This window comes from Terrimonas sp. (genome assembly GCF_003075435.1).
Lineage (GTDB): Bacteria > Bacteroidota > Bacteroidia > Chitinophagales > Chitinophagaceae > Agriterribacter.
Window position 1 is genome coordinate 339832 of record NZ_QCZJ01000002.1, and the last position, 24985, is coordinate 364816.

The 24985-nt window shown below is 39.5% G+C and carries 14 protein-coding genes; 1 reads left to right on the plus strand and 13 read right to left on the minus strand.

Translation table 11 applies throughout. The annotated features are described in order from the left end of the window. Positions 1-128: 128 nt before the first annotated feature. From DC498_RS04125 to DC498_RS04165, 9 genes are all read right to left on the minus strand, one after another. Complete coding sequence (locus DC498_RS04125) at positions 129-1721, minus strand: RagB/SusD family nutrient uptake outer membrane protein (protein ID WP_116872857.1); 1593 nt, start codon at positions 1719-1721, stop codon at positions 129-131. Between the two features lie 33 nt (positions 1722-1754). Then, positions 1755-4877: a SusC/RagA family TonB-linked outer membrane protein gene (locus DC498_RS04130; RefSeq protein ID WP_116872858.1), complete on the minus strand. Its 3123-nt coding sequence runs from the start codon at positions 4875-4877 to the stop codon at positions 1755-1757. A 99-nt stretch (positions 4878-4976) separates the two neighbouring features. After that, a complete protein-coding gene (locus DC498_RS04135) occupies positions 4977-6701 on the minus strand; it encodes a glycoside hydrolase family 9 protein (RefSeq protein ID WP_116872859.1) in 1725 nt (574 codons plus the stop codon). A gap of 3 nt (positions 6702-6704) precedes the next feature. Then, a complete protein-coding gene (locus tag DC498_RS04140) occupies positions 6705-8459 on the minus strand; it encodes an alpha-L-arabinofuranosidase (protein ID WP_206197522.1) in 1755 nt (584 codons plus the stop codon). Positions 8460-8551: 92 nt separating this feature from the next. After that, positions 8552-9838, minus strand: a complete 1287-nt coding sequence (locus DC498_RS04145) for an IPT/TIG domain-containing protein (protein ID WP_116872860.1) — start codon at positions 9836-9838, stop codon at positions 8552-8554. Between the two features lie 62 nt (positions 9839-9900). Beyond that, a complete protein-coding gene (locus DC498_RS04150) occupies positions 9901-11046 on the minus strand; it encodes a glycan-binding surface protein (protein ID WP_116872861.1) in 1146 nt (381 codons plus the stop codon). Between the two features lie 22 nt (positions 11047-11068). After that, positions 11069-12742, minus strand: coding sequence for a RagB/SusD family nutrient uptake outer membrane protein (locus tag DC498_RS04155; protein ID WP_116872862.1), 1674 nt, complete (start codon positions 12740-12742; stop codon positions 11069-11071). Between the two features lie 10 nt (positions 12743-12752). Further along, the gene (locus tag DC498_RS04160) at positions 12753-15941 is read right to left on the minus strand and encodes a SusC/RagA family TonB-linked outer membrane protein (RefSeq protein WP_116872863.1); all 3189 of its coding nucleotides are present in this window, start codon (positions 15939-15941) and stop codon (positions 12753-12755) included. Positions 15942-15974: 33 nt separating this feature from the next. Then, positions 15975-18851, minus strand: a complete 2877-nt coding sequence (locus DC498_RS04165) for a TIM-barrel domain-containing protein (RefSeq protein WP_116872864.1) — start codon at positions 18849-18851, stop codon at positions 15975-15977. 329 nt (positions 18852-19180) lie between these two features. Here DC498_RS04165 and DC498_RS04170 point away from each other — a divergent pair, with 329 nt between their 5' ends. Then, positions 19181-23236: a hybrid sensor histidine kinase/response regulator transcription factor gene (locus DC498_RS04170; protein WP_206197523.1), complete on the plus strand. Its 4056-nt coding sequence runs from the start codon at positions 19181-19183 to the stop codon at positions 23234-23236. A gap of 7 nt (positions 23237-23243) precedes the next feature. Here DC498_RS04170 and DC498_RS04175 read toward each other — a convergent pair whose 3' ends face one another. From DC498_RS04175 to DC498_RS26740, 4 genes are all read right to left on the minus strand, one after another. Further along, positions 23244-23702 (minus strand): RES family NAD+ phosphorylase, encoded by a 459-nt coding sequence (locus DC498_RS04175; protein WP_116872866.1) that lies wholly within the window; start codon positions 23700-23702, stop codon positions 23244-23246. Then, positions 23702-24232 carry a type II RES/Xre toxin-antitoxin system antitoxin gene (gene parS / locus DC498_RS04180; RefSeq protein ID WP_116872867.1) on the minus strand — a complete coding sequence of 177 codons (531 nt, stop codon included), beginning with the start codon at positions 24230-24232 and terminating at the stop codon, positions 23702-23704. Before parS ends, DC498_RS04175 begins: the two co-directional genes overlap by 1 nt. Positions 24233-24300: 68 nt before the next feature. Next, the gene (locus tag DC498_RS04185) at positions 24301-24648 is read right to left on the minus strand and encodes a CCC motif membrane protein (RefSeq protein ID WP_116872868.1); all 348 of its coding nucleotides are present in this window, start codon (positions 24646-24648) and stop codon (positions 24301-24303) included. Further along, positions 24649-24975, minus strand: coding sequence for a DUF2752 domain-containing protein (locus DC498_RS26740; protein WP_370443894.1), 327 nt, complete (start codon positions 24973-24975; stop codon positions 24649-24651). Positions 24976-24985 lie beyond the last annotated feature (10 nt).

The following is a 24985-nucleotide window of genomic DNA, read 5'->3' on the forward strand; positions in this document are numbered from 1 at the left end:
AAAAAACTTTATCAACCATTTTCACAGTGATGAACAGGAATATATTTAAGCCTGGCTATTATTACCTGATAAAAGAGCCGCGTTTTTCGCGGCTCTTTTATATACTAATTATTATAATATGAAATTTATTAATTCCAGTCGTTATTTACTTCTGCAGCAACATTAGGATTATAATTCTTTTCCACATCAGGGATAGGGAATAGTACGTGCTTATCCTGAAAAGGCTTTGTGCCGTCGCCCGGTTCGGCAGCTCTTTCGGTATTAATGGTTTGTTGGGCTATTCCCCAGCGTATTAAATCAAAATAGCGTGATTGCTCACCACATAATTCTAACTGCCTTTCACGCATCAGGATATTCATTGCAGATGCCTGATCTCCCAGTGTTGTGTATTTAACGGCGCCAGCTCTTGTTCTCACATCATTAATATAACCCAGCGGTTCCGCACCTGTATTAGATTCCTGGATATAGGTCTCCGCCAACATCAGCAATACATCTGCATAGCGTATTACCTGGGCATTGATTGAACTGGCAGGACCACCATATGTTTTTACCAAATTGTAGTACTGGTATTTTTTCCATTTATAATCTCCCTGCTCATCACCGGTATTGAATGGAAAGATAACCGGTCCATCATCGCACTGCTCGCAATATACGGTAGCGCCACCGCTGGCCGCATTTCCATAAAAAGTTGATTTAGCCCTGGGGTCAATATAATTACCACCTCCCGCGGGGTTGGGGTAGGTAAATGCCTTTACCGCAGCAGTGGTAATATATACATTGTTCCAGTCATTAAAGCCGTATTCCTGTGCTCTGTCTGAATGGGTAGCTTTACCACCCCAGGTTTCCTGTCCGCCAAAAACATAATACTGATTGCCAATACCCCAGTCTGTCCATTCTCCGTTCATTACCTGGAATATATTTTCAGGGCTGGTTTGATTGGTTGTACTGAAAAGATGATCGTAAGATGGGTCGAGCGCATAATTATAAGGAGCTTGTGTTAGTTTTAATAATTCTGTTCTTGCATCGCCCCATTTTTTCTGGTATAAATACATCTTGCCTAACAAAGCAGTTGCCGCACCCTTGGTAGCTCTTCCTAAATCTGCACTTGCATAACTCGCAGGTAAATCTGCCTGGGCATCTTTCAAATCAGTTTCTACTGCGGCCCAAATGCTTTGTACAGCGGAACGTTCGGGGTAATTATTATCTACCATACTTTGATAGTCGGTAATCAAAGGTGCATCACCCCATAGCGCTGCGATATTAAAATAACTATACGCCCGCAGAAATTTAGCTTCAGCTATATATTGCTTTACTTTATTCTGATCATCTGCATCTGCCGGATTCCAGGCTGCTGCTCTGTCTATTACAATATTTGCCCTGAAGACCATGCGGTATAAACCTCTCCAAAGATCTGCTATCTGGGGTTGATTCGTTCCGAAAGTATATGCCGCCAATTGAGCAAGATCTCCCTGCATATTGTTGGTTCTTTTTGCTTCATAACCGGCCAGATCAAAAATAAAATAATACTCCCTTGCCCAAAGACCATTATGAAGTAAAGTTGCGTAAGTGGCTACTGTTGCCTGGTTAAGCGCATCGCTGTTGTTAAAATAGGTTTCATAAGAATAAGCACCCTGGCTTTCAATTTCAAGTAATGATTTTTTGCAGGAGCTGATAGTGATAATCAAACCTATTACCACCGAAAAACGAATAAAATATTTCATGTAATAAAAATTATATTATTAATAATAGGTTTCTTAAAATCCAAGTTGTATACCGGCGAGGAATGTTCTGGGTTGTGGTATTTGCCCGTCGTCAATACCTCTGTTGAAGATGAATGACTGACCGCTTTGTACCATTACTTCAGGATCATACCCTGTATATTTGGTGATAGTAAATAAGTTTTGGGCCGCAACATATATCCTGATGCTTTTAAAACTTCCATTAATAAAGCCGCTCAGTTTTTCCTGGTTAAATGTATAACCAATAGTAAGGTTCCTTAAGCGGGCATAGCTGCCATCTTCCAGCCACCAGTCTGAAGCGCGGAGATTGCCGCTTGAATTAGCGTTTTGACCGAGCCTGGGTAAAGAGGCGACATCACCAGACTGACGCCATCTGTCAAGAATAGCGGTTGTTGCATTATGACCTGTTGCCATAATCATGGTATTGAAACGGGTTGCATTTAAAAGTTTCAGACCACTTACCCCGGAAAATACTATATTAAGATCAAAATTTTTGAAGCTGACCCCTGCATTAAATCCATATACCACTTTTGGAATAGGATTACCTAATATTTCCTGGTCGGCAGATGTAACCTTGTTATCGCCATCCAGGTCTTTAAAAATAAAATCTCCTGGTTTTAACCCTTCCTGGTATTCTGTTGCAGGAGTGCCGGTTTTGGCATTCAGCGCATCAATTTCTGCCTGGGTTGAAGCTACTTTATCCAGCCTGTATCCATAAAAAGCGCCAATGGCTGAACCGGCTGCTGTATAGGTAAATGTAGATAACTGATCAAATGCGCCTGCTTGAATAGGTGCGGCAAATTCGCTGCCCAGCGATAATACTTCGTTTTTATTGAACGCTGCATTTATGCTTACATTATAGCTAAAGTCTTTTGAAGTTTTGTCGGCATATCCCACCTGGAATTCAATACCCGTATTTTGGGCGTCAGCAGCATTTACTGTTTTGCTTGATTGAAAACCACTAAGGTCAATACCTGTGCTGGAAGGAATGGGCACCGAAACAAGTAAGCCGCTACTTTTTCTTTTATACCAGTCAACAGTAATGCTTAATTTATTATTTAAAAAACCAAGATCTAATCCTATATCTGTTTGATCAGTTTGCTCCCATCTTAAATTGGGATTAGCCAATGTACTTACCGTCGTACCTGGCACAAAAGCTTCGTTGGTACCAAAGGAGTATACAAGGTTACCGGTTGGGTTTCCTGCAAATGTGAGCGGTGAAGTAAGAAAGTTAGGAATATTATTATTACCCGTGCGCCCCCAGCCAACACGTATCTTTCCTTCAGATAAAAAAGGCAATGCAGTATTTATAAAATCTTCATTGCTGAAACGCCATGCAAGGCCGGCTCCGGGAAAGTTACCGAACCTGTTGTTGGCACCAAAGTTTGAGGCTCCGTCACGCCTGAAGCTTGCTGTAAGAATATACTTATCATCAAAGCTATAGTTTATACGCGCAAAATAGGAGATAACAGATGGGCGCGCATAGTTATAGCTTGAACCGTTAACCGTTTGTGTGGATGCTACACTGATGTTCTGAATATTATCATTAGGAATGTTTGAGCCCAGGCCGCTCAGTCCGGCGGTATTGCCTGAGCTGAGATAGCTGTTACCTAATGTGGCAGATATGCTATGCAGTCCAAATTTTTTGTCGTAAGAAAAATAGTTTTCAAATGTGTAATATGAGTAGTCATTATATGATTGAGTGGCCTGCCTTGAAAAACCCAGGTTATTGGATGCAGTATAGGGATACTGGTATCCAACATTTCTTCCGCCACCAATGGTTGCAGATAGCTGGCTGCGGAATTTAAGCCCTTTAATCAGGCTGACTTCTCCATATAGTTGTGGAAAGAAAAGATACTCTTTGTTCTTTTGTGTTTTCACATTTATTTCCTGGAGCGGGTTATTTACATTGCTGAAATCATCAACGTTAGTAACAATAGAATAGCCTCCTAAAACAGACGCATCATAAATGGGTTTATATGGAGCATAGCCAATAGCAGAAATCACATTGGTTAATAAACCAGTAGTGGTAGTCTGCCTGATGTTTAAGGTTTGCCCGAATTTGAAACGCCCTAATGTTTCTTCAAGAGAGAACCGTGCATTTATTCTTTTATTCTTCAGATCTTTAATAGTAGACTGCTGCGTGATATAGCCAAGCGAAAGATTGTACACTACTTTATCACTACCTCCGTTTATGTTCACGTTATTTTCAGAAACCAGTCCTTTTTGAAATATTTCTTTTTGCCAGTCAACTCTGTCAACCAGCACATCCTGTGTGTTGAATTTTGCAGGTAAAGTGTTATTGCCGGTTGCTGCAAAATCCTTTAACGCATCAATATACTCTGCTGCATTTAATACATCCAGTTTGCGCCAGGCCTGCGCTACACCCCATTGTGATAAAACAGAAACTCTCGGCGCGCCGGAACGTCCTTTTTTAGTAGTAACAATTACCACACCATTTGCCGCGGCGGCGCCATAAATGGCGGTGGAAGAAGCGTCTTTGAGCACGGTAATATTTTCTATATCCTGGGAACTAAGGGTATTAAAAAGATTTTTATCTCCCTGTATTCCATCAATAACATACAAAGGATCAACACTGGTAAATGACCCTGTGCCGCGTACAATAATCTGCGCATCAGCACCTGGTGTTCCGTTAGACTGTACCACCTGAACGCCGGCAGCTTTTCCTATTAGTAACTGAGACGGGTTGGTTGAAGTATTTGCGCCAGCCTCTTTTGCATTTACCACACTTACAGCTCCGGCAACTTCTTTGCGCTTAGCTGTACCATAGCCAATTACAACCACTTCTTCAAGCCCTGCAATAGCCGGCTCAAGCGATACGGATACAAGCTGATCAGGATTTCTAACCACTACTTCTTTGTCAAGGAAGCCAACATAAGAAATAATGATGGATGTATTTGGTTTAGGAATACGAATAGAAAAATTTCCATTTTCGTCTGTTAATGATACTGTGGAGCTTCCTTTTATTTTTACGGTAGCACCAGCCAGTCCGGCTCCGCCCGGACCTGTTACTTTACCTTGAATGTTTAGTTCATTTTGTGCGAATACCTGTTGGATTGGGATGAGATACAAAAGTATCACCATCATCATTGACGAGATCGTTAGTTTTTTTCTCATAACAAATTTCAGTTTTAGATTGTTAGATTATTCACTCTTTTTCTCAGGCAGGGTTAAAATTTTCTATTTCAAAAAGGAGTCCAGGTATATATAAGTTTGTTATTGTAAGACGTTGATGCCGCCTGCTACATACACTAATGGCGCATTCCAGTTAATGGCTATTTCATTAGATGCATATGAACATTCTTCATCAGTATAAGAAGTTTCAACTGCTGTAAATGGATAATAACATTTATCCTGTTTTCCCGGGTTGGCTCCGCCTGCCAATAAGCCGGGAACAGGTTCATCAATACCATCTGCCTCAGACGGGCGATGATGAATATGAAGGGGTGACTTATTGCCAATGCCAGTCACAAAACAATAACCTGTTGCATTTCTTCCTAAAACATAATCCAGGTTAGAAAGTGCAGCTTCAAAGTATGTTTTATTGCCTGCGAGCAGGTATGCTTTTAATAAAAACATGCTTTGGTTCATAGCAACGGCATTGCTACCCCAAACAAAATCACGAGGCGATTGACCCATTGCCGTTTTAAAAGCAGCATTCCCCCCTGATGTTAATGTGTTGGCAAAGGCAAGCATGTCACTTCGTAATTTAGTGGTGTTTAATTTGCTGCCTGTAAATACAGATGTATACTTTAATGCTGTATATACACCCAGCATATCTACTTTGTTCCAGGTAGGAATAGAAATATTGGCGTTTGAAGGAACATGACTATTGCTTAAATATGATGTATTACCCGTAGTTGCGCTGAGTTCTACTGCTGCCCAAAACCATTCATCCGACAGGCTTTTATCGCCATAGGCTCCGGTACTGATAACCGGAGCAAAATGCTTATTCATTTCCTCCTGGTTATACACTACTGCCGCATTATTTACAGACCACTGCCACGCTGATTCTGCTGCTTTTATACAACTATCAGTTAAACCGGGAAACTTTGATTCAAATTTTTTATAGACACGTGCCGCCTGTGCCATTACCGCCGCAAAATCAAGTGCGGCTGCTGTGCTTTTTTGCACTACGTATCTTGGCGCTTTTGTTACTCCGGGCATTACTTTTCCGTCAAAAGAAGCATTGGTACATTTATGGTATACACCCCCGTCATCTTTATCCTGCATGGTAAGCATCCAGCGAAGATTATACAATACTTCATTCAATATATCGGGCACTCCATTCCCTGTTTCCGGAATATTTATGGAAAGAGCCTGATAGTAATCAGGAAAGTCTTCGTATGCAGACATCAATGTTCCCATCGTAATACCACTGTTTACAATGTATTTATTATAATCTCCTGCATCGTACCAACCTCCCGGTGAAGCAAACATATACCCGGCGGCTTTTTTAGCTGAAGCAGCAGAAGGATGGATTAAAACATTGGTGTCGGGATGTCCCGCAGGCCGTTTCCACTTACCTGCATATTTTTCTTCAAGTGTAATATCAGAACGTTGATAGTAAAATGCTTTTAGCGAAGCGGTACTTACTGTATTAAACACATTTTTTTGTATAGCAAAAGCAGGGGAGGGCGGAATACCTTTTACACAAACTACAAAACTTCCTGTTTTTTTAAAGTTTGAAAAATCCGCGATGCGGTTAATGGTAGATGAATAAACAGATTGTATGGGTGCCTGGAGCATGGCTCTGTAAACGGTATCTTTTTTATCAGCCGTAAGAATATAAAAATCTTCGGATGCGGGTGAATAGGTAACCACTGCAATCTTTGTCCCGGCAGGATTAAATCCGCATTGGTTTAAAACAATGGCAGGAGCTTGCGCATAACAAGTAATTGTTGTAATAAATAAAGACAGTATGAGCAAATTGCTTTTCATGTATTATTTTTTGTCTACTGCTAATATTACTGTCCCGCGTGCAGGAACAGTTACTTTTACCCCGTTAGTTGTTGAAGCGGCATTTGCTTTAATGGAAGTATAATTCGACGGTCCGCCTGCTTCAAGTGTTGTGCCCATCCCGTTTATACTTACTTTCCTGGAAAATTCTCCATTATCATTACCGCCTTCAAGACTATACCAGTAAAACCCGTTTCCCGGTTTAAAGTTTTTCCATTTTAATTCAACTGTTACAGATGTGGTACCTGTATTTATAAGTGTTGTATTGATCTGTCCTGAACTGAAAGTGGACGCGTATGCTTTAATATCTGTACTGCCGGATACGCTTGCCGGTACTAACCGGTCGCCCAGTAATTTTTGAAAAAAATACATATAGTAAAAAGAGGGGCGGGGTGTCCACTTAGCTATATCCGGTTCACCTCCATCACTGAATAAACCATGATCATTGCCGTTGCTCCAGCCGTTCAGCAAATCCCATCTTGCGGCCAATCCATATTTGTTTTTTATTGTTTCTCCCAATATAATTGTTGCAAATAAACCGCTGATGTTTGATACCTGTTGCTTCGATCCGGTAGCAAACATATTCCACTCTGTTAAGGCAACAGGTTTTATAACACCTCCGTAAGTTTGTATTTGCGAGGTAATAAAATTTATCATGGTTGCGGGAACTGTAAGTGCAGCATTCAATATATCCTTTGCGTTTGAATTTGTTTCATACGGAGTGAAATAATTGTGCGCTATGTAATAGTCATTAACTCCGTTTAACTCAGGTATCATGGTTTGATTCCATGTTTTTACGGTATTGGTTTGCCAGCCTTCTGTAGCCGATTCGTATGTTACAGCGCCAATGTAAATGATCTTGCCAATTTCAGTTGCAGCTTTGCGCATGGAGTCTGCAAATACTTTAAAATGCTGCGCATATAATTTACCGGTTAAATATTCCGGCTGGCCGTCTTTATTTTTTGAAACATCAATACGGTAGCCAGCTTCCCAGTCTCCATAATTTTCATTACCTATTTCCCAGTATTTTGTTCTGCCATTATCATACCTAACCCAATCAGCGGCAAGATGAGCCGCTGCTGCAACAGGATCATCGCTGGTGCCATAGCGGGCATAACCGTAATTAATAGTGATCACTCCTTCGTTATTACCGCTTTGCTGGCGCATTTGATAATACTGATCAGTGCTGGCGCTCCAGTTGTTATTTATCTTTCCATACCAGTATCCCGAATTTTGTAAAGTGCCGCCTGCATTCATCAATTGTGAAGGCGCATCTGCCGGAGGTGAATCCTGTGGGCGATTCCAGAAATATATATCACTTGCGCTGCCGGCCGGCCAACGGATAACATGTGGCCTCAGGTTGGTGATATGATTCATGAATAGCGGCTGATCTACCATCGGCGTCATCCAGGTATTGGCATTATGCCCGGTAATGGTTGTTGGTATTTTAGTAATGATGGAGGATGCATCTACTGTTACAATATTAGTGGTAGCCGTATTCGGAACTACCACTTCAGTATATTCCGGTGTAGTAAATGTTTTTGCCTGCCAGTCGTTTAAGAAAAAATCGATAGTGTTAGCAACAGCAGGATCTGTAACAGGTCGCACAATTGTTGTATCTGTTCCTCCTGTTGGTGGGTCTGGATCGACGTTGGTAGTGTTGCTCTTTTTGCAGGAAAGCGTCAGTATAGCTGAGACGCCAGTTGAGAGAATAAGATATTTTATACTGAATACAGTCATTAGCTTAGAAGAAGATTTAAAAATAAGACCTGCATGATAATATTCTTATACAGGTCTTACGAAGTGTGTGAAAAGTTTTATCTGGTTTTTCGTTATCTTAATCCGATATGATCAATATAAATGGTCCCGCTCCATCCCCTGTCCTGCAGTGTAAATTCATTAATACTTGCCGGCGAAGCAATATCAGTTAACGGCACAAGGAATTCAGTCCATTCACCTTCCACAATCTTTACAATTTTTTCTTTGCCTGCTATTAACACGTTTAATTCTTTATCGCCTGTGCCTGTTGTTCCGAATATGGAGAATACAACATAGGTTTTACCCGATGTTGATGAATTTCCACCACCCATTTGTAATGCGCCCCCCCAGTCACCGCCAAATATTACTTTGATGGATTTCTCACCATCTCTTACATTATCGTTATTGGCTATATCGGAAGATCCGCCTCCCCAGCCTCCCCATTTCTGCCAGCCATTTGCCATCTCGTCATCATAAAAAACTATTGCCAATGGCGCTAATGGAGGCAGGTCGCCGATTAATTCTAAAGCTGCTGATGATTCCACCGGCACTTTTGAATAAGGTACCAGGGTAATATTTCCTTTATTGGCTTCTTCAGGCACTGTAACAACAATTTCTGTAGATGTTTTACTTACAAAATTTGTAACAGGAGCAATTAATCCTTTAAATAAAATGCCTTCAACAAGATCAAGATTTTCCCCACTAATAGTAATATTATCGCCACGTTCAACAGGGTTAGGAGCGAATTTCGCGAATGTTGGAAGTGTTAATTCCAGTGCATTTTCTGTTTCAATTTCAAGAGGTTCGGTACCTGAAGTTGATATAATTAACTTGCCCGTTTGGGCAGTAAGAGGAACTGTTACTACAAGCTCAGATAATGATTTACTTACAAATTCTGTTACAACAACATCCTTCTCAAAACGTATTTCTGTTATCCAGTTCATGTATTCACCCTTCAGTATTATATTCTCTCCGGGTTTTGCTTTTAAAGGCACTTCGCTTATTACTACCGGCACTTCAAAATTGATTGGTGCTTTTGAAGTAATATTACCTTGTGGCGTTTTTAAAATAACTTTCCCAGATCCTGCCAGCTCTGGTACGGTTAACACAATCTTTTCAAAAGTCTGCTCTTTAAAATCTTTCTGTTCAATAGTAATGTTTGCCATTTCTATCGCCGTTACCTTATCAAGGTTATTGCCTATAAAAACAATGTCCTCACCATGCTTTATGCCAGACGGTCCGAAACTCAATAATTCTATTATGTCCGATTTTTTCTCCTCTTTCTTGCAGGATTCAAATATGCCCAATGATACTATTAAGAAAATACCAGTTAATAATCGTTGGATATGTATCAGTTTCATATTTTATAAGTTTAATAAGAGCATGGTAAACTGTTAACGGCATACCGTAGCTCTGTAATGAATTATTTGAGTACTTTGGGAACTATCCTGAAGTTATCGAAAGACATATCACAATCAAGGTCTCCCGCACCATGAAATAAAACCCTCGTGTAATAACCATCAGGACTAACGGTTAATGGTGCACCGTAACTTTCTGCAATTACTTCAAAAGGAATTACCACTGTTTGCCATTCGCCATGAGTATCATACGGGGGCGCCCATAAGTATTGATTGTTATTGAAGTCACTTGCCAATCCTACATTCAATTTTATCATGTTATTGTTGTAAGGTTTTTGTGTATTCAGTTCAAATTTCAGATTATAATCTTCTGGTTTCAATATAGCCTCATCAGGAATATTTTTGCTTATCGGCCCCATTGCACTCGGTGGCCCACCAGCTGCCTCCAGCCAGTTCCATGAACTGATAGCTTTATTTACCCTGAAATAGTTACCATTAATAGCGGGAGGATCATCGCTACCGGGATTAGAAACCACAAAAGATGAATTCCACCAACCGGTAAAAGGATCACTGCTTATAAAAATATTCCTGTTATCCCTGAACCAGAAATCCGATTTAGTTTCTCCAAAATTGGTGGTAATAGTAATTGGCCCTGGCTCTGCTCCGGCGGGAACAACAACACTTAACATATCATCGGCAATGCCTGTTATTTCACCTTCAACACCACCGGTAAAAGTTACTTTAACAGGTGCATAAAAATAATCACCACGTATCACGGCTGTCCCTCCTTCGGGTACATACTCACAATTCATGCTCGTAATAAGGGGTTCACTGATTTCTACTGTAAAATCATGTAATAATTCTTTACCGTCTGAAAAAATGATTTTCAGTTTATTAGTGATCTCAACAGGAATTTGACTGGGAATACTTACCAGTATAGTTGTATTGGTAATATATGTAGGCGTTAAAAGGGCCTTCTGATCATTAAACCAAATTTCTTTAGCATTTTGAAGATTTTCTCCAACAATGGCTATCAGGTTGCTCTGGTATGCACCCACAATTAAAGAATCTGCAGATTCTGGCTTGGTAATTCGTATATAACGTATACGTGGATCGCCATTATTAGGAAGCGTTTCCTTATTGCAGGCTGTAAATACAGATGCAATCAGAAATACTGCTGTAAAGGCTATTAAGGTTTGTATTGATTTCATTGTAAATTATTTGATGTACAGGTTATTGTTGATATTCTGTTGCAGGTTTCAGCAGATTGGGAGCCTGGCTTAATTCTGCATCAGGAATAGGTAGCCGGAAATTTCCGGAATTGGCAGTAATATTTCTTTCACTAAACCAGGAAGTTTTGGTAAAAGTCCATTGCGTTGGATTAGGAAACTGATCAGGTTCTGTAAAAAACAGCCCTCTGTCCTGAGCGCTCAAAATGTCGTATGCTTTCTGAGGATTGTAATAATGCAATGAAACCAGGTCGTACCATGCCATACCTTCCATTGCAAATTCTTTAAATCTTTCCTTTAATATTACATCCATAGTAATCGGGTCTTCAAATGCAGGTAAACCGGCTCTCATATGAACTTTATTAAAATACTCCAGCGCGGTTACATCTGTTGTTTCAGCATTGTTGCTTAAAACTGCTTCTGCATAAATCAGATACATTTCTGCAAGACGTAACATGTAAGTATCATTTCCGTAGCGCTGGCTTGCAGAAGCACCGCCCACATCTTCAGCTTTGCCGGTTACATATTTTTTGATAGCTAAAAAATTATTATCTGTTCCTGTAAAAGGGTAAATTAATTTTTGCTTTCCACCTGTTATAGTTTGTGTTATTTCAGGATATGAAGCTCCGGGCAGCATAAATGTGGCTTTTAATCGCTGATCAAGTGTTCTTCCTTTTAATTTTCCATCAGATGTTTCATTAAATCCATCATACATACTGATCATCCACCACGTTGCACCTTTGTCGCCTCCCCACCCGTCGCCGTTCGCAATATCCGGGCTATAAGCAAGGTAAGCAGGTGTTGAATTTTGTGTGCCCCATGTGGTAGGACCGGAGTATACCCACTGTAGAGAAAACAATGATTCAGCGTTGTTATCGTAAGGAAATAAAAACAGGTTAGCATAGTTGCTCAATAAAGCTGCGCCGCTGTTTTTAATTACTCTTTCTGAAAAATACCTTGCACTGTCAAGAAAAACCTGGTTTCTTGCACCACCGCTGCTTTCAACACCGGCTCTTGTTAAATAAAATCTTGCCAACATTCCCTCGGCAGACCATCTTGTTAAACGACCCGGACGTAAAGGTGTTTCCGGAAGATCTTCAGCAATCGCACGCATCTCTTTAGTTAAAAATCTCCAGATGCTTGGAATCGTATTTCTTGTAACACTCGTATCTGCCAGTAAGGTGAGGTTGTTTTCAATAACAGGCACTTCTCCCCAATTCATTACAAGAAAGCGGTAAGCTAAAGCCCTCATAAATCTCGCTTCAGCAATCGCCATCTTTTTAACACTTTCAGATACTTCTGCGCCGGCATAAGTATTAATATTCTGAATGGCGAGATTTGATTGCCCCACCACAATAAAAAAAGAACGCCATGCGGATCCATTTTCAGGTGTGCTTCCGGTTGTATTGAATAGTACATTACCTCTGTCATTCCATGCAGAGAAAGCTGTACCACCTCTGAAATCGCCAAGATTGTAAGAGGCCTTATCATTGTAATCAAACCAAACTTTACTGTATAATAGTGCAGTAGCAGCTAATACCTGGTCATCTGTTTTATAAAAATTACCATCGGTAATAGCATCGGTAGGTGGTTTGATAAGAAAATCTTTGGAACATGCAGTAAAGAAAACAGTTATCATGCATGCAGCGTATGTATATATTTTAATCGTTTTTTTCATGAGTGGCATTTTAAAAGTTTACACCTAAGCTTAAAGAAATTACCGGAGTGAGCGGATATCTGCCATAATCAAGCCCTATAGCCTGGTTAGAAGCGCTTGCATCACGTCCAACATAAGCGCCAACTTCGGGATCAAATCCTTTGTAACGGGTTAATGTGTAAATGTTTTGAGCGCTTATTGAAAATCTTGCCCCTTTTATAAATTGCTGCCTGTTTAAAAAATCCTGCGAAAGGTTATATGAAAGTGTTATGTTCTTGATCCTGATATAAGAGCCATCTTCAACCCATTTATTTGTATGGCGGGTATAGTTGCCATTAGGGCCATAAGAAATGCGCGCAACATCAGTTCGAGGGTTTTCAAGCTGCACTACTCCATTTACCTCAGTAGGCCTTGCGTATTCCATTGCTTTGATCAACAGGTTCTGGCTTACATTGGTGTTATTAGGATTAGAATTAACTCTTGCCAGGTAGTTGTATATATCATTTCCGTAAGTACCTGTTAGAAGAATGCTCAAATCGAAATTTTTATAGGAAAATGTATTAGTAAACCCTGCAAATAATTTAGGCCATGGATTTCCGATGAAAGTTTCATCATACACGTCAATTTTACCGTCAGGTGTACCATCAGGACCACTAATGTCTTTGAACTTAACATCACCAACCCAAAGCCCGTTGGTTTGATCAATTGGCAATCTATTACCATTATTGTCAACCGGAACCGGGCTTTTTTCAATTTCTTCAATGCTTGTAAATAACCCTTCTTCAATATACCCTCTGAATAACCATGGAGCTTGCCCTACAACGGAACGTTGTGTCCAGTCACCCAGCCACCAGGATGTTCTGTTAATAAGTGCTGCTTCAGAATAGAATCTTTCAATGGTACTTTTAAATGCGGAAATATTGAAGTTGGTTTCCCATTTAAAATTCTTATTAGCAATGTTTGTTGTAATAAGCGTAGCGCCCCAACCTTTTGTTTGTATATCGCCCACATTGATATAAGGTGATTCTACAGAGCCTGTACCATTGGTGCCCATATACCATGGCAAAGGATTCGGCATTAACAGGTTATTTGTATGCTTAATATAATAGTCAAACTCTAACTGAATTCTGTTATTGGCAAAGCCAAGGTTTAAACCAAAGTTGTTGGTTTTTGTTTCCTCCCATTTCAAGTCCGGATTTTTGTATCTCCCGGGTAAAAATCCTGTGCCTGTTGGTGTAGCACCGGCAATCATTGGTGAGTATATAAATGCGCCACCACCCTGGTTACCTGTAACTCCTGTTTCAAATCTTAATTTAAACTCGCTTATGAAAGGTACTTTGAAGAAGGGCTCTTGTGAAAGACGCCATGCAACTGATAATGATGGAAAGTAGCCGATCTTATTATTTTCACCAAAATTTGCAGAGCCGTCTCGGCGAATGGTAGCATTCAATATATACCGGCTGTCAAAATTATAGCTTAACCTTCCTAAGTATGATTCCATTCCCCATACACCTGAACCGCCGGAGTTAGTAGCTGTTGTTTCATCGCCTGCATTCAAATCAAGTATGTCATTCGTTAAAAATCCGGTACGGGATGAACTCACATTTTTCCAACGGGATTCCTGAGCTTCGTGTGTCAGCATCAGTCCAACGCTATGCTTACCAAATGTTCTGTTATAATCAAGCATCTGGTTCCAGTTCCAGTATGTATTAAAATTGTTACCATTGGTCAAGGTCGGTCTGTCATTAACAGCCCAACCAATTTTATATTGCGGAATATAGTAGGTGGAGTTTTGGTATCCTACATTGGCATTAAATGAAGATCTGAAAACTAATCCTTTGGTGATATTTATTCCAAGATTTAGTCCTCCCAGGAATTGCCTTCTAACAAAATTATTAGTGGTCATATTCGCTATCGCAATAGGATTTACGGGAGCGAACTGGTTGGCTCCATTGTTTATATCACCACCGCCCCATGTTCCGTCAATATTTTTTACAGGTATCTGAGGCGTTAGCCTGATAGCGTTTGAAATAACATTTTCCTGGCTCGTAGTCAGAACTTCATCTGTTTGGTTGAAGTTAAGGTTAGCGCCTAATGTTATCCATTCTCTCGGTTTATTGTCAAGATTCACCCTGAAAGAATATCTTTTAAAACCGGAACCAATAGCAATACCATCCTGATCAAGATACTCGCCAGACATATAATATGTTGTTTTATCATTACCCCCGCTCATGCTGAGAGCGTGTTTACTCATAGGAGCATTATTAAATAATTCTGATTGCCAGTCTGTTCCTTTTCCAAGAAGCGAAGGATCAAGAAATTCCTGCGGAACTTCACCACCTACTATAGCACGCATTTCTTTTACCATCTGCGCGTACTGTTGCAGGTTCATTACCTCGAGATGTTTAGGTGGTGTTTGTACGCTGTACAAAAAATTATATTCAAGTTTAGCCTGGCCTGATTTGCCTCTTTTGGTTGTAATGAGTATTACACCATTGGTGGCGCGTGATCCATATATTGCTGTAGCAGAAGGTCCTTGTAAAAGTTGGATATCCTGTATATCGGAAGGGTTAAGGCCAGCTATAGGATTCGTTGAGCTTTGTGCGCCAAAAGAAACACTTTCGCCCATTACCTGTACCCCGTCAATAACATACAGAGGTTCAGTTGTGCCATTAACAGTACTAACACCTCTTATATTAACAGAAATACCTCCGCCCGGCTGACCACTATTTTGAGTAATGTATACCCCGGCGGCTCGTCCCTGAATAGCTTGTTCAATAGTAGTGTTGATGGTTTTATCTATATCTTTAGCAGAAACCGTTGTTTGTGCTGATGTTAAATTAGCTCGTTTGGCAGTGCCATATCCTATAACAACAACTTCATCAAGTTTTTGAGCCAACTGCTCCATTCTTACTTCGATCAAGGAAGAAGAACCGATATTAATCTCCCGCGTAATCATACCAACAGAGCTGATGACCAGGTTTTTTGCATTAGAAGTAACCTGAAGCGTAAATACCCCAAGCTGATCGGTTGCAGTTACAGCTTTGGTTTCTTTTACTTCTACAGAAGCCCCTTGTACCGGATTGCCCTGGTTGTCTTTAACTGTGCCGGTAATTTTTCGGGTACCTCCTTGCTGGGCATGTACATTTGTAATAAGCAGTAGCGCTAAAAGAGAACATAACAGAGCTCTCACTTTAGCCGCCGTTTTGTTTTTGTTCATATGCGTGCAATTATGGTTTTAAAATGTAGATGATTAATATTTAATGTTCATTTTTATCGTTTGCTCGTTACCGTTATATGATATGGCAGTATCGGCCTGGGCAGAAAAATCAATGTTCGTTTTCTTGTCTTTATCTATCCATACTATTCTGAAAATTTTATTTTTAGATATGCCTTTAAAGTCTCCGCTGCATTTGCCGATGGTAAGGGTTTGACTCGCTTCTTTGTAGCTAATGGGAATATTGCAAAACGCGCCTTTTTCATAATTATAATTCACGCCTTCATCTTCATATAAATTAAAGCTGGCATCGCGCCCTGTATAAATATATAAGGTAATTTTATCTGTATTGGTGTCGTTGGTATGCTGAATATCCGGTCCAACAGGAATGATTGATCCTTCTTTTACGAACAGCGGCATTCTTTCATACGGCGCCGCAGCATCAATATACTGACCGCCTTCGTTGTACTTGCCCGTATACATATCGTACCACCCTTGACCTGCCGGTAAGTACAATTTTCTTTCTACCGCATGTGGTTTATATACCGGGTTTACAAGTATAGATGAACCGAACATATATTGATCACCAATATTCTTTACATTAGGATCTGATGCAAAATCCATGATCAGCCCACGCATTAATGTATAGTTGTTGTGGTAAACACTGCCGGTTGCTGAATATATATAAGGCATCAACCTGTAACGAAGCTGGTTGTAATACAACATGCTTTTATAAGCCGGATGATTTTCCGGCGCTATATTATATATCTCTCTATAAGGATATTGACCATGCGATCTGAATAAGGGACAGAATGCGCCGAACTGGTACCATCTTGTATTTAATTCTCTCCATTCTTCAAGCGCTTCTCCCTGGGGGTTGGGTTTATCATATTTATCTTCTACAAAAAATCCCCCTATGTCCGTTGTCCAGTAGGGGAGACCGGATAAAGAAAAATTAATACCCGCCGGTATCTGTCTTTCCAGTTCATCAAATCTTGCTGCTATATCTCCGCTCCATGTTGCTGCGCCATAGCGCTGCATACCTGCATAAGCTGAACGAGTAAGAATGAAAACACGTTGATCGTTATTGGTTTGTCTTTGCCCTTCATAAATGCCTTTAGCGTTTTGAAGTGCATAACCATTAAAGTATTGTGTAGCAGGACCGAGTGCCGTTGGGTTCATTAATGTCTTACGTTTTTCGATAGTGGCATTAGAGAGAATATCCGGTTCCGTTGCATCTAACCACCATGCATCAACGCCTTTGCTGAATAGTTTTGAATTGAGTAAATTCCAAAATCCTTTTCTCGCATCCGCATTGTAAGCATCATAAAATGTTGACACGTATCCTTTACCTATCCAGTCGCGGGTTTCATCTTTTATATTTTGTTTGTAGAGCCAGTTGTTTTTATCAAATAATTTATAAGTCTCAATGCCTTCGTAAAACTTAGGCCAAACCGATATCATAAAATGAGCATTATACTCATTATGCAATTTTTTAATCATTCCATCCGGATCAGGAAACCTGGTTGAATCAAATTCCTGGCTGCCCCAGGCATCTTCCTTCCAGTAACTCCAGTCGAGCACGATATTGTCCAGACCAATTTTTCTTTTCCTGAATTCAGCCACCGTGCTTTCAATTTCTGCCTGGGTTTTATAACGTTCGCGGCTTTGCCAAAAACCCAAGGCCCATTTGGGGAGAATAGGAGCTTTACCTGTTAATTCACGGTAACCGCTGATGATATCATCAGCGGTTTGGCCGTAAACAAAATAATAATCTATTGCCTCTGCTGCCTCAGAATAAATAGTCATCTTATTATTTAAAGAAACAGGGTTAGGACTAAGCCATTTTAAAGAAACAAAAGCCTGGATTGACTCTGGTATCCATTCTATTTTGATAGGATATTTTTTGTTTTTTTCAAGTTGAACGGCAAAAAATGAAGGACCTGGATTCCAGCCTTCACGCCATTTGTCCAGCAATAATTTTCCATCAAGCCAGTATTTGATATAGCCTGATGCCGAAAGATAGAATTTATGCTCGCCGGTGGTGTCAGCACTTATATATCCTTCCCATTTTACTTTTCCTTTATCCATCGGAAAACCGGCAGGAATATTTTTTAATGATGAGAGAAAAGCATAATCAATTTTATCTTCCTGCTGTTTTACAAATATTTTGCTGCTGTCTGTTCTATCACTGTATGTGGCAGTTAAACCTTTTGATATGCCATCGGATCCTGTAAGCGATAAAGAAGATATGTCTTGTTTCTTACGGTTATCGCCAAATGAAGTAATGGAGTAATTATCCCACAATAATCCATATTTACGGGACGAAACAAGAAAGGGTACGGATACAGTGGAATTATATTGGGTCAGATCAACATCCTTATCTTTATAATTGATCATACCGGTTTGCGGTTGCCCCAAGCCATAAAAAGCCTCTTCTGTTGGCGATTCAAATACCTGGCTCACCTGGTACAACGGTTTTTCGTCAACTTTAACCGGGATAATTGTTTTTCCGCCACCTGCTTTTTCCTGCAGAATAATATTTCCACTGCTGTCTTTAAAAATTATTTCACCGGTAGCAAAGGAAACTGTTGCTGATATACTATTGGTTTTTAAAATTGCTTCAGTGGCATTATGTTGTTCTGTCCAGGCAACTGCAGGCAGTTTTGTGTGATCCCGCATAAGACTTTCGGTTGTTGGAAATTCTCCTGCGCCTGTAGCTGTTATACGAATAATTTTTGGAGTGATGGCTGTTAATCTTATTAAAGATGCACCACCCGGAGCTGCCTGTTTAAGCTTAATGATAATGCCGTCATCTAATGTAATTATTTCCTGCCGGGAAGTGCATGCAAAAAGGAAGGGATAAACACATGCTGTTATAATATAAATACTTTTCTTTATACAAGGCAACATTCAGCAATCGTTTCGGTTAAAAGAAAATTGATACTCCAAAACTAATAACCCGATTAAAAAAGCAGGGTAGCCAAATGTTCAAAATAAGGCGTTCAAATGTTCCGCCTAAGGGGTGCATTTGTTTATTTATGGGGCATCAAATGTTAACCATATTTCATTATCAGATTGTTTCTGCAATAGTTATGAGTTTTAAGGCACCACATTCGTATTTTAATTATTATTGCATATAGCCTTTGTTTGCTGTTATGTTCAAAAAGTCTGTTCAACTTATTGCGTGTTTGCTTTTTTACTGCTTGTGGGGATATTCACAAAAAAATGAATATCAGTTCATGCACCTTGATGTGCGGCAGGGGCTTTCGCATAACCAGGTAAATACCATTTTTAAAGATGATAAGGGGTTTATGTGGTTTGGCACCATGTCGGGGTTGAACAGGTTTGATGGCTACGACTTTAAAGTATTCAGGAATGACCTGCTCGACACCACTACGCTAAGCGATAATTATATCAGCAATATTTTTGAGCTGCCAGACCGTAAGCTGTGGATAGTAACAAGAAATGGTAATAATATATATGATCCCAAAAAAGAATCTTTTGCACGTAATGATCAGCAATACCTTGCCTCTCTTTCCCTGCCTGCCGGAAACGTAACATTTATTTTAAAAGATAAAAAAGGCGATTTCTGGTTTGTATACCAGAATCTTATTGGAGTATATAAATATTCTCCGTCAACCAGGAGATCTGTAAAAATCCTTAATCTGTCTGAAGCCGCAACAGGAATATCAGCCAATGATGTTACTATGTTAGCACCGGACCTGGATAATAATATATGGGTTATTCACCGCAATGGAATTATTGAAAAAATTGATAACGCTTCGGGTAAAGTAAGTTTCCGGTCAAACGAATTGCAAACAAGAAATGCAGGTAAAAATGAAAACTACTTCCTCTTTATTGATAAAGATAACGAGCTCTGGATAACAGTTCCGCTGTCTATAACACATGGCGGCATTTACTATTTTAAACCTTCTTCCAATACGCTTTATTATTTTTCTAAAGAAACTGCCGGTATACAGCTAAACTCGAATATTGTTTCCGGCATTGTACAAGGTAATGACGGTAGAATATGGATCGGTACTGACCATGGTGGCGTAAATATTATTGAGAAGAAAAACATGCAGGTACAATACCTGATGAACGATGCAGAAGATCATACGAGCATATCTCAAAACAGTATATGGAGTATTTATAAAGATAATGCCGGGGTAATATGGTTAGGCACTTTTAAGCAGGGTATTAATTATTATAGCAGTCAATTAGCTTTATTCAGTTTATTCAAACACAAAATATCTGATCCCGGCAGTCTTCCTTTTGAGGATGTGAATAAGTTTGTTGAAGATAAAGAAGGCAACCTGTGGATAGGAACAAATGGCGGAGGACTTCTGCATTATGACAGGCGATCAGGAAAATTTAAAAGTTTCCGGCACGATCCTAAAAACATAAACAGCATCAGCAGTGATGTTGTGGTTAGTTTATGCATTGATCATGAAAATAAAGTATGGATAGGAACATATTATGGAGGATTGAATTGTTACGACGGTAAAAAGTTTATACATTTTCGGCATAATGCGGCAGATACAAGCAGTATATCCGACGACAGCATCTGGGAAATATTTGAAGATGCGGATAAAAAGCTTTGGATTGGAACATTAACCAGTGGAATGAACCTGTTCGACAGAACTACGCAAAACTTCCGGCATTTTGATGTAGAAAACCGTTCGCTTCATTCAAATTATATTTCAGTAATTATTGAAGATAAAGAAAAAAATCTCTGGCTGGCAACATCCAATGGTATTGATGTGATGGATAAAAAATCAGGCGCGTTTCGCTATTATGGCCACGATGATAAAGATCGTTTCTCTTTAAGCAATAACAATGTAATGTCCATCTTGCAGGATAGTCGTGGCAGGATATGGGCCGGCACCCGCGAGGGATTGAATGTATTAGATACTGAAAAGAAAAAATTTACTGTATTCAGAAAAGAAAATGGTCTGCCTGATAATACCATACTTACAATATTGGAAGATGATGCTCATAATTTATGGATAGGCACTCCCAATGGATTAAGCAATGGTATTGTAAGTACCGATAAAGAAGGGAATATCAGTATGCGGTTCATTAATTATGATGAATCGAACGGTTTGCAGGGCAGGGAATTCAATGATAAGGCAGCTTATAAATTAAGATCAGGTGAGCTTGCTTTTGGCGGACCTTATGGGTTTAACATATTCCTTCCGGCAAAATTTCCTTCCGCAAATGAGCTTCCTGAAGTAGTAATTACCGCTTTAAATATATTCAACCAGTCCGTAGAACCTTTTAAAAAAATAGACGGACATGAAATACTTTCTGAAGCTATTACAGAAACAAAAGAAATTACACTAAAGTATAATCAAAATGTATTCTCCATTTCTTTTTCAGCGCTTGGCATAGGTATGTCGCCCAAGAACAAGTTCAGGTATATGCTTGAGGGCTTTAATAAAGAATGGCTTACTACCGATGGACGGCAACGAATGATAACATACACTAATATTGACCCCGGTAAATATACTTTAAAGATAAAACCTGACAGTGGCGACCCTGCGAACATTGCTGAAGTAACAACACTACAAATAAATGTACTGCCGCCATTCTGGAGAACAATACCGGCATTTCTGCTATATGTTGTTGCAGCAATCGGGATATTACTTTTAGCCAGGCGGCTTACCATTCAGAGAGCCAATATGCGTTTCAGGATGGCACAACAACAAAAAGAAGCGGAACGTATTCATGAACTGGATATGATGAAGCTGAAATTCTTTACCAATGTCAGTCATGAATTCAGAACACCTATTTCACTCATTATTACACCGGTAGAAAAGCTGATGAAAGACCCCGGCGAAGATGTTCACAAAAAACAATACCAGCTTATACACCGCAATGCGAAAAGGTTACTCGGATTGGTTAATCAATTGCTCGATTTTCGTAAGCTTGAAATGAAAGAGTTGAGATTGCAACCTTCAATAGGGGATATCATTGGTTTTCTTAAAGAGCTTACATTCTCATTTACCGATCTCGCTGAAAAGAAGAATATCAATTTTACTTTTTGCTCTGCTGCAGAATCAGTTGAAATGCCCTTTGACGCAGACAAGATAGAACGTATAATGTTTAATCTCCTGTCAAATGCATTTAAGTTTACAAGAGAGAATGGTAAAATCAGTGTGCATGTAAATGTAGCAGGTGGTGCAGAAGCTCAAGAAATGCTTGAAATAAAAGTTTCGGATAGCGGTATTGGTATACCAAAAGAAACCATGGAAAAAATATTTGAACGCTTTTTTCAGCATGATGTTCCGGGCAATATGCTAAACCAGGGAAGCGGTATCGGTTTAGCTATCTCGAAAGAATTTGCAAAATTACACGGTGGTGATGTTAAAGTTGATAGTGTAGTAGGGGAGGGGACTACATTTACGGTGTTACTGCCTTTAATCACTTCAGTTACGCATTCATCTTATAAAAACAATATAGAGGTAGAAGAAACCCTGGTGCAGGCGGTTGAAGAAGAAAACGGGCACACCACAAGCCGGAAGAAAAGCATATTAATTATTGAAGATAATGATGATATACGGTTTTATATACAGGATAACCTCCGGAATAATTATACAGTATACCAGGCAGTAAATGGAAAAGAGGGTTGGAAAAAGGCGCAGGAACTGCAACCTGATATGATCATAAGCGATGTAATGATGCCGGAAATGGATGGTATTGAATTATTGAAAAAAATAAAAACAGACCCTAGTACGTCTCATATACCTGTTATATTATTAACCGCCCGTGTAACTGATGATCAGAAATTGGAAGGATTAAATACCGGTGCGGTAGATTATATAACCAAACCTTTCAGTTTTGAAATGTTACAATCCCGCATAAAAAGCTTGTTGGCGCAGCAGGAGTCTATGCGGAATTTATTTCAGAAGCAAATAGAAATCAACCCTAAAGAAATCAGTGCTACGCCTGTTGATGAAAGATTTATTGAAAAAGCCGTTGAAATAGTAGAGCAAAATATAGCTGAAACTGAATTTTCAGTTGAAGATTTAAGCAAAGCTTTATTCATGAGCCGCGTTGCGCTGTACAAAAAATTACTCTCGCTTACCGGGAAAGCGCCTTTGGATTTTATACGTATCATACGAATGAAACGTGCAGCGCAGCTAATGAAAAAAACACAGATGAGCGTATCGGAAATTGCGTATGAAGTAGGCTTTAATAATCCCAAGTATTTCACCAAATCCTTTAAAAAAGAATTCGGGAAATTACCCTCCGAATATATTACGGAAAACAGGAAGACTGCTAAAAGTTAGTATATCGTCATTTTGAGAAAAACCGTTGATCTATAGGGATATTTCTCCTGTACACAACTTTTACCTTAGAAAAATCGGTGTGATTTGGATTGAGCAGCAGGTTAGTTTCCTCAGGCATAATAACCGAAGGCACCTCCAATGCCAGGAATTCGTTTTGCCTTATAAAATTATCACCAACCATTCCCAATGCCCCGGGCGCAGGATTAAAATACCAGTTAGTGGGCATATCTTTTATATCCGTTTTATCAATTTTATCATCCGGAATTTCAAGGCAGATCATGCAATAGTCAATCAGCGGAATTTTTGCCATGTGCACAACACTTTCCAGCAAAGCCAGCGAAGGTGAGCTGGCGGTATATAATATGTATGTTCCCTTGCTGTGCCAGCGCCCTGCAAATGCCGCAGCCCCGGTTCCTTTCAGGTCATCTATATACATGCATTTGCTGATGCGGTAAACATTTCTCATTATGCAAAAATTCCGTGCTCTATTCTGCCAAGTTCATTCATTAACATATCTATGCCTATTGAAGTATCCAGGAATTCTTTTGGTTTTTTATTATCAAGGGCCATTACAGCGCTGTCCATCCAGGTTTTAAAGCCTTCCATACTGCCAAATACTTCTTCACCACGGCTATACAGCCTGGCTAACTCTATTAACCTTTCTGATTGTTCTGGATTTAATTTTTGAGTAGCTGCATATCTTCTTAATGTACGATCTGAAGTTCTGATAATTTTAGTGATTTCTGGTACGGTAATGCCTGTATTATCCATGAGATTGTCAAGGGCTTTTTTAGGAATACCGCTTCTTATTACTGAAATAAAATCAGTAGAATTATTGACTTTGGAAAAAGAGGGAAAACCGGACATGCCTAATAAATGGATAGACCGGGATATAAAATTTTGCAACATTGAATTAGGCGCTGCAGTATAATAAATGGCTGCAGGTTCTTCCACGATGCTTGCTGAATGTACCGGGTGCTCTTTTTTCTTTGCCATCTTTTTTTTGTACTTTCTCCCAAATTTACGGTCATTTGTCCGGATTTAAAAATTTTCTTCTAACTTTTTTAAATTCTTTCAAAAAATTCCTGCGGGTTGGTCAGCATGGAAAACCCTGCGGTAACTATCGCGAAGATGAGAAACAGTAAAAAAAGTATGGATGGAATTAAGCCAATAAGGGCACAGATTCGCCCTGTTTTAAGATTATTGTATGATGATATCGTATATAATTCAGGGTTTTCAGAGTATAGCCTTACATCTTTGCCATATAGTACCAATGCTACTATAGAACATACCACACCCGGAATACCATAGCAACAGCATCCTACAATGGAAACAATACCTAAAGCCAGTACGGCAGATGCATTGGGCAGTGGTTGTTGCGACTGCGGCGCAAATAGTGAAGTATCCTGCATTTAAAGAAATATTTGATGGTGAAATATTTTAAAAAAATAATGCGCAACTATGATTGCCACCACAATAACCTGTAATCCGATAATGACTTTTGTACCAAATGAAAATCGATAAATTAAATGAAAAAAACTAAAAATCACTAAAATAAAAATAGGGATTAAAGCAGGGTATAATTGAAGTGAGTCCAATAAATCTCCCTTTATCAGGGCAATAAAACTCCTTTGCATACCGCAGCCCGGGCATTGCATATTCAAATATTTTACTGAAGGGCATTGGAGCAAATTATGCTCTAACCAATTGATCCATTCAGCAAACAAGAGTAGCTGCAATTGAATTTGT